This is a genomic window from Mycobacterium terramassiliense (genome assembly GCF_900157385.1).
Lineage (GTDB): Bacteria > Actinomycetota > Actinomycetes > Mycobacteriales > Mycobacteriaceae > Mycobacterium > Mycobacterium terramassiliense.
Map to the genome: position 1 here is coordinate 2,033,724 of NZ_LT717701.1, position 11,700 is coordinate 2,045,423.

General features: G+C 67.0%; 11 protein-coding genes and 1 tRNA gene. 10 read left to right on the plus strand and 2 right to left on the minus strand.

Translation table 11 applies throughout. The features are described from left to right. The first annotated feature begins 100 nt into the window (after positions 1-100). Together MTAB308_RS29080 and MTAB308_RS30645 are read left to right on the plus strand one after the other, a co-directional pair. Complete coding sequence (locus MTAB308_RS29080; RefSeq protein WP_157901009.1) at positions 101-1,240, plus strand: hypothetical protein; 1,140 nt, start codon at positions 101-103, stop codon at positions 1,238-1,240. Positions 1,241-1,501: 261 nt separating this feature from the next. Beyond that, the gene (locus MTAB308_RS30645; protein WP_425436315.1) at positions 1,502-2,089 is read left to right on the plus strand and encodes a TRADD-N-associated membrane domain-containing protein; all 588 of its coding nucleotides are present in this window, start codon (positions 1,502-1,504) and stop codon (positions 2,087-2,089) included. Positions 2,090-2,206: 117 nt separating this feature from the next. Here MTAB308_RS30645 and MTAB308_RS24370 read toward each other — a convergent pair. Together MTAB308_RS24370 and MTAB308_RS24375 are read right to left on the minus strand one after the other, a co-directional pair. Next, positions 2,207-2,279 (minus strand) — tRNA-Arg (locus MTAB308_RS24370). An 87-nt stretch (positions 2,280-2,366) separates the two neighbouring features. Then, the gene (locus tag MTAB308_RS24375) at positions 2,367-3,314 is read right to left on the minus strand and encodes a GlxA family transcriptional regulator (protein WP_173842227.1); all 948 of its coding nucleotides are present in this window, start codon (positions 3,312-3,314) and stop codon (positions 2,367-2,369) included. 128 nt (positions 3,315-3,442) lie between these two features. Between MTAB308_RS24375 and MTAB308_RS24380 the strand changes: the two genes are divergently transcribed. From MTAB308_RS24380 to thrB, 8 genes are all read left to right on the plus strand, one after another. Further along, positions 3,443-3,901 (plus strand): tautomerase family protein, encoded by a 459-nt coding sequence (locus MTAB308_RS24380; protein ID WP_157901010.1) that lies wholly within the window; start codon positions 3,443-3,445, stop codon positions 3,899-3,901. Beyond that, positions 3,898-4,512 (plus strand): alanine racemase, encoded by a 615-nt coding sequence (locus tag MTAB308_RS24385; RefSeq protein ID WP_083746735.1) that lies wholly within the window; start codon positions 3,898-3,900, stop codon positions 4,510-4,512. Before MTAB308_RS24380 ends, MTAB308_RS24385 begins: the two co-directional genes overlap by 4 nt. Before the next feature lie 4 nt (positions 4,513-4,516). Further along, positions 4,517-5,041 (plus strand): type III PLP-dependent enzyme domain-containing protein, encoded by a 525-nt coding sequence (locus tag MTAB308_RS24390; RefSeq protein WP_157901011.1) that lies wholly within the window; start codon positions 4,517-4,519, stop codon positions 5,039-5,041. 114 nt (positions 5,042-5,155) lie between these two features. Then, complete coding sequence (gene argS, locus MTAB308_RS24395; protein WP_077102895.1) at positions 5,156-6,808, plus strand: arginine--tRNA ligase; 1,653 nt, start codon at positions 5,156-5,158, stop codon at positions 6,806-6,808. Next, positions 6,805-8,223 (plus strand): diaminopimelate decarboxylase, encoded by a 1,419-nt coding sequence (lysA, locus tag MTAB308_RS24400; RefSeq protein ID WP_077102897.1) that lies wholly within the window; start codon positions 6,805-6,807, stop codon positions 8,221-8,223. The genes argS and lysA overlap by 4 nt, the downstream gene beginning before the upstream one ends. Positions 8,224-8,226: 3 nt before the next feature. Beyond that, positions 8,227-9,552: a homoserine dehydrogenase gene (locus MTAB308_RS24405; protein WP_077102899.1), complete on the plus strand. Its 1,326-nt coding sequence runs from the start codon at positions 8,227-8,229 to the stop codon at positions 9,550-9,552. Further along, a complete protein-coding gene (gene thrC, locus MTAB308_RS24410; protein ID WP_077102902.1) occupies positions 9,549-10,631 on the plus strand; it encodes a threonine synthase in 1,083 nt (360 codons plus the stop codon). The genes MTAB308_RS24405 and thrC overlap by 4 nt, the downstream gene beginning before the upstream one ends. Before the next feature lie 3 nt (positions 10,632-10,634). Continuing rightward, positions 10,635-11,582 carry a homoserine kinase gene (gene thrB, locus MTAB308_RS24415; RefSeq protein ID WP_077102903.1) on the plus strand — a complete coding sequence of 316 codons (948 nt, stop codon included), beginning with the start codon at positions 10,635-10,637 and terminating at the stop codon, positions 11,580-11,582. Positions 11,583-11,700 lie beyond the last annotated feature (118 nt).

Genomic DNA, 11,700 nt, shown 5'->3' on the forward strand with positions numbered 1-11,700 from the left:
TACAGAACCGGGCAGCTGTGGCGCGCTAATCTACGAACTGTCAGGTAGCTAAACCCGGTTGCGGGTGAATCGCATAACGTTCTGCCAGGGAGCAACGACGGTGTCGGAAATTCTGGACTCTGCGCGCGAAAGGTCGTCCAAGGCGAGTCGCGAGAATCTGCGATTAATCCTTGATGGTGACATTTCATTCAATCGACCACAAGTCGATGAGTGTGTGAAAGCTCTGTCCGACATGATCACAATGATTGGTGAGGCGACCGAACGCTACGAAAAGAATTCCCTTGAGCTGAGGGGCTTTTTCGTACCGTCGGAGACTTCACCTCTAAACCAACATGTTGCGGTGATCGCGGAAACACTAGACCTTTTAACTGACAACGTTGGCGTTGTCCAAGACCTGTATAGGAGGGATGGTGCCGTAACGTTTCAGCTCGGACAATTGTGCCGAACTGACGGTCTTGAAGCACTTGCTGGTATTACACGTGAGCGAATCGCGAAAATGCAAGCGCCGGATCAGTCCTTGAGTGGTGTTACCAGCGATTTCGCGAGTGTAATTGGCGGTTTTCAGGCCGGTGAGATAGACCCGGCGATCCGCGTCCTCCAAGAGATTTCCGCAAACAACGATCAAATGGATGTGTCATTGGGTCAACATGCGAACTCTCGCCTCACGAAGATACAAGCGACGCGCGTCAGTGAAATTGAGGGTGAAGCCGAACGTAGCCTGGAAAATATTCGCGCCGCAGCACACGGCGTCGGAGTCGGCCGCTTGGCAAAAGACTTTGAAGCTGGTCGCAATGACGAACGGTCGAGCGCGAAATTTTGGACATCTGCCGTCTTTGTCTGCGTGGCAGCTGCGGTATCGCTGCCGATCCTCATCCACTCAGTCGATACCCACCTCTTCAGTCAGCTGTCGGGTACTACAGGCGTCATCGTCAAAGCATTGACCGGTCTCCCATTCCTCGGGTTGGCGGGATACTGCGCGCGCATAGCGTCCCAGCACCGCGAGGCGGCTCGACATCTAGCGATTCTGACGACGCAGATGGACGCGTTGCGTGCCTACGTAGACGGCCTGCCGGGCGAAGATCAACGCGAAATCACCATGATTCTCGGTAGACGCGCTTTCTCCAATCCTGAACTTGGGACGCGGGATAGCGGACAGGTCAACATGCTCCCTGATGATGCATTGAAGGTGCTGGAGAAAGCCGTCGATCTCGCGAAGGAAGCGCAGAAGCGCTCCCAGTAGGGCGCACGACTCCCGATCCTTTGTCTAGCCGCGCCAGGCACGTGACCGGGTAGCTAGCGTTGTGTGTGGCCGCGCGAACTTGAGCTACGAGGGGGGAAGCCCGATGTCGCCATCCGATATCGCGGTTGCGGCAGGTGCAGGGATTCCCTTAATCGCGGGCGCGGTGGTCACTTACCTCGGATCACGGCGTGAGCAGAAGCAGAACGAGGAACAGATCGCGGAGATCGGTGTAGTCATGACCGCGCGACGCAGCTGGAAACAATGTGGGACGGCACCGTTCGCGTCCGGCCAGTTCCCGGCGAAATCGAAACCCGCGGGGGTGCCAGACCCCCAAGCGCAGAGGTCCGCGAGAGGTCATCGACTACACCAGATCAGCGCTTACTAGATGCCGTAGCGGGGCGCGCATCGACGCGGTTCAAAATTCAGGAAGCCCATTACGCCAACGCATTACGTCAAAGCACTACCTATTTCTATGTGTCGCTCCTCGTGGGACTTGTGGGCTTCGCCCTATTGATGGCTGGCGTTGCACTCGCACTGGCCGACTCTGTGCAAGTCGGTACCGTCACCTCCCTCGGGGGCCTCCTTACTGACGGCGCAGCGGCACTGATCTTCAATCAGGCAAACCGAGCGAAATCAGACGCTCAGTCCAATCTCAAGACAATCGCTCACGCTGCCGAACGGGACGAAAGTAACCTCATGGCGTTCATCCTGGCGTCACGGATTGACGATGACGGGATAAGAGATGCCACCCACGCCGATTTGGCGCGACAGTTGATCATCGCCACTTCCGCACCGACACCGCAGGTGCCACAAGACGGGCCGTCAGGTAGCACCGGGGACGATGACTGACAGCAAAACTTGGTAGGGGGCGCGACGTGCTTGACCTGCGGTAGCAACAATGCACGGAAAATGCACGAACTGAGCGGTGAATGCCTGAAAACCGGCTCTTACCTGCAATGATGAGAGTGCCCCCGGCAGGATTCGAACCTGCGGCCTTCTGCTCCGGAGGCAGACGCTCTATCCCCTGAGCTACGGGGGCGCACCGATAACGATGTTGCGCCATTGGGCCCAGCCAGAGTAACGCATTGACGTGACGGTCGTGACCCCGCCACAGCTCAAGAGCCGATCACGAGGCCCTCGCCTGAGCGCTCGGGCGCAGCGCGCCGGGCGATCGCCCGGTGTGTTTCTTCACCAGTCGGTGCAGCGTCGCCGGATCCGCCAATCCCACTGCGGCAGCGATCTCCTCGAGCGGCATGCGGCTGGTGCGCAACAGATGCAGCGAGCGCTCCAGGCGAACCCTCTGCACCAGCTGCAGCGGACTGAGGCCCACGGCATTTCGCGTCCGGCGCGCCAGGGTTCGGGTGCTAAGGCCGCACAACCTGGCCAGCGAGTCGAGCGTGTGCGGTTCGTTCAAACGCGACCGGACGAAACGCTCCAAAGTCGCGACCGCGTCGTCGCGCGCCGCCAAGTGCGAGGGAATGAGAAAGCTCGCCTGCGAGGTGCGCTGATCGGCCACGAGCCGGTTCGCGAGTTCGTCAGTGAGCGCCGCGCCGCCGAGGTGGCGCATCAGCGCGAGCATCAGGTCGATGTGGGCGAAGGCGCTGCCTGCCGTCCAGACCGGCCCGTCGCGAACGACCATTTCGTCGATGACGACGCGGGCCGCCGGCGCGACCCGGGCAAGATCGGCGCCGAGCCACCACGTCGTGACGCAGCGCCGTTGATCGAGAAGCCCAGCGGCGGCGAGGACGAATACGGCCGTGCAGGAGGCCGCGAGTTCCGTGGCGCGGCCATCGACACCCGCCAGCCACTCGGCGGCGACGGCGACGTCGGCGCCGCCGAGCCGCTCGGCGATCTCCTCGGGCTGCGCGGCGCCCAATCCGGGCACGACGACGACCTCACGCGCGCAGGCATCCGCCAGCGGTTGCGCGGCGACCGTCAGGCCACCGCGCAGGGCGACGTGCCGTTCCGGCGAGACGAACCGAAGGTCGAACGCGGGTTTGCCCAGGATCCGGTTGGCCGCCGAGACCACGTCGATCGTGACACCCACCGCGCTGGCGCTGGCCCCGTCGAGCACCAGCGCGTCAAAACCGATCATGTGGCGAATTATGCAAGAAAGCTGTCTGCCCTGCCACTGGATTCCGCGGCGAAGGTGGAGGAAATTACGACAGCAAGACCCCGTGAAAGGACGATGCCATGCCGTTGATGCGCGTAACACTGACGCCGGGGGCCTTCGACGAGAACGGCAAGGAGCGTCTGGTGACAGGTCTCACCGAGGCGGCATGCCGTGCCGAGTCGGTGCCCGACCAGCCCCTACACCGGATGCGGGCCCTGGTCCTGCTGCACGAGCTCTCGCCCGGAGGCTTTTACTCCGCGGGCGTCCCGGCGGACGCCGCGCTCGCCGGCGTATTCATCGATTGGCAGGTCAGCGCCGGGGTCCTCGACGGCGCCCGCAAGGCGCAATTCGCCGGCGAACTTCAGGAGGTCGCCGAATCGGCGGCCCGCGGCGACGGCGACGGTAGCGGCGACAAGACGGTCGTCACGTCGTGCGTCATCCACGAAGTGCCCGAAGGCCAGTGGGCACAGATCGGGGCGATCCGCCGACTCCCGGACATCGTCCCGCTTGCGGGATTCGAGCACCTGACCTCCGTCGCGCCCGGATGACGATTCGTCCGGCGGACGCGTTGGCGCAAGCCATGATTGGCGAGCCGAACTCCCGCTTCCGCCTGCCCACGCCGGCACTCATTTTGGACGAGGCGGCGCTGGACGCCAACATCAGCCGAATGGCCGAGCGCACGCGCGGCAGGGTTGCCCTGCGCCCGCACGCGAAGACGCACAAGTGCGCCTGGATCGCCAGAAAGCAGATCGCCGCCGGCGCCGTAGGGATCTGCTGCGCCAAAATCGGTGAAGCCGAAGCGCTTTCGGCGGCCGGCGTGCGCGGCATTCTCCTGACGTCGCCGGTCGCCGATCCGCTGATGCCGAAGCGGCTGTGCGACGTGGCGGCGCTCGACCCGGGGTTTGCTTGTGTGGTGGATCATCCCGATCCGGTGATCGTGCTGAACCTGGAAGCGTGCCGCCGCGGCATTCGCGTCAATGTCCTCATCGACGTCGACGTGGGGCTGGGCCGCACCGGCGTTTTCCGGTCCACAACACGCGGTCGCGCTGGCCGAGCACGTCCATCGGTGCGGCGGGCTGACGTTGGCCGGCGTCCAGGGCTACGGCGGTCATTGGCAGCACATCGCCGGCCTCCAAAAGCGCTGCGACGCAGTCAGTGACGGCATGGAGCGGCTTTCACGCGCGGTCGACGCGCTTCGAACCGCCGGTCACCGGGTCGGCGTCGTCACCGGCGGCGGCACCGGAACCGTCGCGGCCGATCTGGACCTGGGTGTCCTCAACGAAGTGCAACCCGGCTCCTATGTGTTCATGGACGTCGAATATTCGGACGCGTTGGGCGACGACGACGACGGAGCCTTCGACACCAGCCTGTGGGTTTCGGGCCAAGTGATCAGCGCCAACGCCGACGCGATCGTCACCGTCGACGCCGGCCTCAAAGCTTTCGCGACGGACGGCCCCCTGCCGCGGCCGACCGGCGCGCGGTTCGGCGGCTCGACGTACATGTTCTTCGGCGACGAGCACGGCGCGCTCACCCGGCCCGCCGGCTCACCCGTCAGCCTCGGGGAACGCGTGGAGTTCGTCACCCCGCACTGCGACCCCACCGTGGATCGGTATGACGCCTACCACATTGTCCGCGGCGACCGGCTCGTCGACATCGCGCCGATCGAGGCCGCCCGCGCCAGCCGATAGCGACCGGGCCTGCCGCGTGTCCGCGCCCCGAGCGGGCGCAGGCCCCGGTGCGGCAGCGCTGCCACCTGCAATAGATTCGGGGCCGGGGGACTCTAGCCAATAGGATGGACGCTCGTGACCCCCGCCGACCTGGCCGAGCTGCTCAAAGCCACCGCTGCCGCGGTGCTTGCCGAGCGCGGGCTGGACGCTGCCGCGTTGCCGGCGACGGTCACCGTGGAACGGCCGCGTAATCCCGAGCACGGCGACTACGCCAGCAACCTGGCGCTGCAGCTGGGTAAGAAGGTCGGCGCCAACCCGCGTGAGCTGGCCGGATGGCTCGCCGAAAAGCTGGCCGAAGCGGACGGCATCGCTTCGGCGGAGGTGGCCGGGCCCGGCTTCATCAATATGCGCCTCGAGGCTTCGGCGCAGGCCCGGGTCGTCAACGACGTCCTCGACGCCGGCGACGAGTTCGGCTACTCGGACGCGCTGGGCGGGCAGAAGATCAACCTGGAATTCGTCTCGGCCAACCCGACGGGGCCGATCCACATCGGCGGCACCCGCTGGGCCGCGGTCGGCGACGCGCTGGGCCGGTTGCTGTCCACGCAGGGCGCCGACGTGGTGCGCGAGTACTACTTCAACGACCACGGCGCCCAGATCGACCGGTTCGCCAGCTCGTTGATCGCCGCGGCCAAGGGCGAACCGACCCCCGCCGACGGCTACGCCGGCACCTATATCCATGACATCGCCGCGCAGATCCTGCAGAAGGCGCCCGACGCGCTGAGCCTGCCGGACGCCGAGATGCACGAGACCTTCCGGGAAATCGGCGTCGACCTGATGTTCACCCACATCAAGGAGTCGCTGCACGAGTTCGGCACCGACTTCGACGTCTACACCCACGAAGACTCCATGCACACCAGCGGCCGCGTCGACCAGGCCATCGCCAGGCTGCGCGAGTCCGGCAACGTCTATGAAAAGGACGGCGCAACCTGGTTGCGCACCAGCGCTTTCGGTGACGACAAGGACCGCGTCGTGATCAAGAGCGACGGCAAGCCGGCCTACATCGCCGCCGACATCGCCTACTACCTGGACAAGCGGCAGCGCGGGTTCGACTTGTGCATCTACATGCTCGGCGCCGACCACCACGGCTACATCGCACGGCTCAAGGCCGTGGCCGCCGCCTTCGGCGAGGACCCGGCCACCGTGGAGGTGCTCATCGGGCAGCTGGTCAACCTCGTCCGGGACGGCCAGCCGGTCCGGATGAGCAAGCGGGCCGGGACGGTGCTCACCCTCGACGATTTGGTCGAGGCGATCGGCGTCGACGCGGCGCGTTACAGCCTGATCCGCTCGTCGGTGGACACCGCCATCGACATCGACCTGGCGCTGTGGTCCTCGGCGTCCAACGAAAACCCGGTCTATTACGTGCAATACGCGCACGCACGGCTGTCGGCACTGGCCCGCAACGCCGCCGAGCTCGGCCTGATCCCCGATACCGCGCACCTCGAGCTGCTTACGCACGACAAGGAGGGCACGCTGCTGCGCTCCATCGGCGAATTCCCGCGCGTGCTGAAAACCGCGGCCGCGCTGAGGGAACCGCACCGGGTATGCCGGTACCTGGAGGACCTCGCCGGCGACTACCACCGGTTCTACGATTCGTGCCGGGTGTTGCCGCAGGGCGACGAGCAGCCCACCGACCTGCACACCGCGCGCCTGGCGCTGTGCCAGGCGGCCCGCCAGGTCATCGCCAACGGGCTGACGATCCTGGGCGTCAGCGCGCCGGAGCGAATGTGAACGTCCATCCCGCCGGTCCCCGCCACGCCGACGAGGCCCGGCACGCCGAGAGCCCCCCACGGCCGCAATCCCCCGAGGAGCTGCTGCGGCTGGCCCCGCACGTGTGGCCGCGCAGCACGACTCGCGACGAAAACGGGGCCGCGGTCATTGGCGGCCTACCGGTGACCGACCTCGCGCAGGAGTACGGGACCCCGCTGTTCGTCGTCGACGAGGACGACTTCCGCTCCCGCTGCCAGGACCTGGCGGCGGCCTTCGGCGGCGGCGACAACGTGCACTACGCCGCCAAGGCCTTCCTGTGCACCGAGGTGGCGCGCTGGATCAACGAGGAGGGCCTCTCGCTCGACGTATCCACCGGGGGGGAACTGGCCGTCGCGCTGCACGCCGACTTCCCGCCGGAGCGAATGATCTTCCACGGCAACAACAAATCCGTCGCGGAGCTCACCGCCGCCGTCAAGGCAGGGGTCGGCCACATCGTGCTGGACTCGATGATCGAGATCGAACGCCTCGACGCCATCGCGGGGGAGGCGGGCATCGTCCAGGACGTGCTGGTGCGCCTCACCGTGGGGGTCGAGGCGCACACCCACGAGTTCATCTCCACCGCACACGAGGACCAGAAGTTCGGGCTATCGGTGGCCAGCGGCGCCGCAATGACGGCGGTGCGCCGGGTGTTCGACACCGATCACCTGCGGCTGGTGGGGTTGCACAGCCACATCGGCTCCCAGATCTTCGACGTCGACGGCTTCGAACTCGCCGCGCACCGCGTCATCGGCCTGCTGCACGACATCGTCGCCGAGTTCGGCGTCCACAAGACGACCCAGCTGTCGACGGTCGATCTCGGTGGCGGCTTTGGCATCTCGTACCTGGCGCCCGACGACCCGCCGCCGATCGCCGAGCTGGCGGCCAAGCTGAGCGCCATCGTGCGCAACGAGTCGGCTGCGGTCGGGCTGCCCACGCCCAGGCTGGTGGTCGAGCCGGGGCGCGCGATCGCCGGGCCCGGCACCATCACGCTCTACGAGGTGGGCACCGTCAAGGACGTGGACGTGAGCACGACCGCGCACCGGCGTTACGTCAGCGTCGACGGCGGCATGAGCGACAACATCCGCACGGCGCTCTACGACGCGCAGTACGACGCACGGTTGGTCTCGCGGCTCAGCGACGCGCCGGCGGAGCTGGCGCGTATCGTCGGAAAGCACTGCGAGACGGGCGATATCGTCGTTCGCGACACCTGGGTTCCGGGTGACCTGCAGCCGGGCGACCTGCTCGGGGTCGCCGCCACCGGCGCCTACTGCTATTCGCTGTCGAGCCGTTACAACATGATCGGCCGCCCCGCCGTGGTCGCCGTGCGCGGGGGGCGCGCACGGCTGATCCTGCGCCGGGAAACGGTCGACGATCTGCTGAGTCTGGAAGTGAGGTGACCCGTGCCCGGTGACGAAAAGGCCGTCGGTGTAGCGGTACTCGGGTTGGGCAACGTCGGCAGCGAAGTCGTTCGCATCATCGAGGGCAGCGCCGAGGATCTGGCCGCCCGCGTCGGCGCGCCGTTGGTGCTGCGCGGGATCGGGGTGCGTCGCGTCGCGGCCGACCGCGGGGTTCCGGTCGGCCTCCTGACCGACAACATCGAAGAGTTGGTCTGCCGCGAGGACGTTGACATCGTGGTCGAGGTGATGGGACCGGTGGAGCCGGCCCGCAAGGCGATCCTGTCCGCGCTGGAGCACGGCAAGTCCGTCGTCACCGCCAACAAGGCGTTGCTGTCCACCTCCACCGGGGAGCTGGCGCAGGCGGCCGAAAACGCCCACGTCGACCTGTATTTCGAGGCGGCGGTCGCGGGTGCGATTCCGGTGATCCGCCCGCTGACCCAATCGCTGGCCGGCGACACGGTGCTGCGGGTGGCCGGCATCGTCAACGGCACCACCAACTACATCCTGTCCGCGATGGACAGTACCGGCGCCGACTACGACAGCGCCCTGGCCGACGCCGGCGCGCTGGGCTACGCCGAGGCCGACCCCACCGCCGACGTCGAAGGCTACGACGCCGCCGCCAAGGCCGCGATTCTGGCGTCCATCGCCTTTCACACCCGGGTGCACGCCGACGACGTCTACCGCGAGGGCATCACCAAGATCACCCCGGCCGACTTCGCGTCCGCGCGATCCCTCGGGTGCACCATCAAGCTGCTGTCCATCTGTGAGCGGATCACCGGCGACGATGGCCAGCAACGGGTTTCGGCGCGCGTCTACCCCGCGCTGGTGCCGCTGTCGCATCCGTTGGCCACGGTCAACGGCGCGTTCAACGCGGTGGTGGTTGAGGCCGCGGCCTCGGGGCGGCTGATGTTCTACGGCCAGGGGGCCGGCGGCGCGCCGACCGCCTCGGCGGTCACCGGCGACCTGGTGATGGCCGCGCGCAACCGGGTCCTGGGCAGCCGCGGCCCTAAGGAGTCGAGGTATGCCCAACTCCCCATCGCCCCAATGGGTCTCATCTCGACCCGCTACTACGTCAGCATGAACGTCGCCGACGAGCCGGGCGTGTTGTCCTCGGTGGCGGCGGAATTCGCCAAGCGCGAGGTGAGCATCGCCGAGGTTCGCCAGGAAGGCATGGTGGACGAGGACGGCCGGCGGGTGGGAGCCCGCGTCGTGGTGGTCACGCACACCGCCACCGACGCCGCCCTTTCCGAAACCGTCGATGCGCTCGCCGATTTGGATGTTGTGCGGAGCGTGACAAGCGTGCTGCGATTGGAAGGAAACGGCCTGTGAGCGTCCCCCGGACGGCCACCCATCAACCCTGGCCGGGAGTGATCGCGGCGTACCGCGACCGGTTGCCGGTCGGCGACAACTGGACCCCGGTCACGCTGCTCGAGGGCGGTACCCCGCTGATCGCGGCGACCCGGCTCTCCGAAAGGACCGGCTGCACCGTCCATCTCAAGGTCGAGGGCCTCAATCCCACCGGCTCCTTCAAGGACCGGGGCATGACGATGGCGGTCACCGACGCCCTGGCCCGCGGCCAGCGGGCGGTGTTGTGCGCCTCCACCGGCAACACCTCGGCCTCGGCCGCCGCGTACGCCGCGCGCGCCGGGATCACCTGCGCGGTGCTGATCCCGCAGGGCAAGATCGCGATGGGCAAGCTGGCGCAGGCGGTGATGCACGGCGCCAAGATCATCCAGATCGACGGCAACTTCGACGACTGCCTGGAATTGGCACGCAAGATGGCCGCCGACTTTCCGACCATCGCGCTGGTGAACTCGGTCAACCCCGTGCGCATCGAGGGACAGAAGACGGCGGCGTTCGAGATCGTCGATGCGCTGGGCGCCGCGCCCGACGTGCACGCCCTGCCGGTCGGCAACGCCGGCAACATCACCGCGTACTGGAAGGGCTACACCGAGTACCACCAGGAGGGCGTGATCGACAAGCTGCCGCGGATGCTCGGGGCCCAGGCCGCCGGCGCGGCCCCCCTGGTGCTCGGCAAACCGGTCAGCCAGCCCGAGACCATCGCGACCGCGATTCGCATCGGCGCGCCGGCGTCATGGACGGCCGCCGTCGCCGCCCAGCAGCAATCCAACGGGCGCTTCCTGGCCGTCACCGACGAGGAGATCCTGGCGGCGTACCACCTGGTGGCCGCCTCCGAGGGCGTCTTCGTCGAGCCCGCATCCGCGGCCAGCATCGCAGGGCTGCTCAAGGCCGTCGACGACGGCTGGGTGGCGCGCGGCTCGACGGTGGTGTGCACGGTGACCGGCAACGGCCTCAAGGATCCCGACACCGCGCTGAAGGACATGCCGACCGTGTCCCCGTTGCCGGTGGATCCGGCGCTCGTCGTCGAACAATTGGGTCTCGCGTAAGAAATGAAGTCCCAGATGCTGCCCGCCGGGCTGGTGGCGAGCGCCGTGGTGTCGGCGTCCAGCGCCAATCTGGGTCCGGGGTTTGACAGTATCGGCCTGGCGCTGAGCCTGTGCGACGAAGTCGTCGTGGAGACAACGGATTCCGGCTTGGTCGTGGTGGTCGAGGGCGAGGGCGCCGGGCAGGTTCCGCTCGACGCCGAACATCTGGTGGTGCGCGCCATCCAACACGGGTTGCGCGCCGCCGGGGCGGCCGCCCCCGGCCTGGTGGTGCGCTGCCGCAACGCCATCCCGCACTCCCGCGGTCTCGGTTCCTCGGCGGCCGCCGTCGTCGGGGGCCTGGCGGCGGTGAACGGCCTTGTCGCGCAAACGGATTCGACACCGCTGAGCACCGATCGGCTGATCCAGTTGTGTTCGGAATTCGAGGGTCATCCTGACAACGCCGCAGCCGCGGTGCTGGGGGGCGCGGTGGTTTCGTGGACGGACCGCACGGGCGCCGAGCCCCGGTATGCGGCGGTGTCGCTGCGCCTTCACCCGGACATCCGGCTGTTCTGCGCGATTCCCGAGGAACGTTCGCTGACCGCCGAGACCCGCGTGCTGTTGCCCGGCCGGGTCAGCCACGAAGACGCGAGTTTCAACGTCAGCCGCGCCGCCTTGCTGGTCGTCGCCCTCACCGAACGGCCCGACCTGCTGATGCCCGCCACCGAGGATGTGCTGCACCAACCGCAACGCGCCCCCGCGATGCGGGGATCGGCGGAATATTTGCGGCTGCTTCGGCGTCATAACGTTGCGGCGACGCTTTCCGGGGCCGGTCCCTCCCTCATCGCACTGAGCACGGAACCGGAGTTACCCTCGGAGGCGCTGGAGTACGGGGCCGCACACGGATTTACCCTGACGAAGATGACCGCCGGCGAAGGAGTTCGCTGGAGCCCGGGCGTCACCGTCGCCGGTTAATCCACAGCGTGGCCGGAGGGTTTGCTTGCTTCCGACAGGGATGCAGGTTATCCTCGGACCCGTCCAGCAATCGCAGCATCTGCATCTGCACACATACTGCCTTGCCGCTAGGACAACA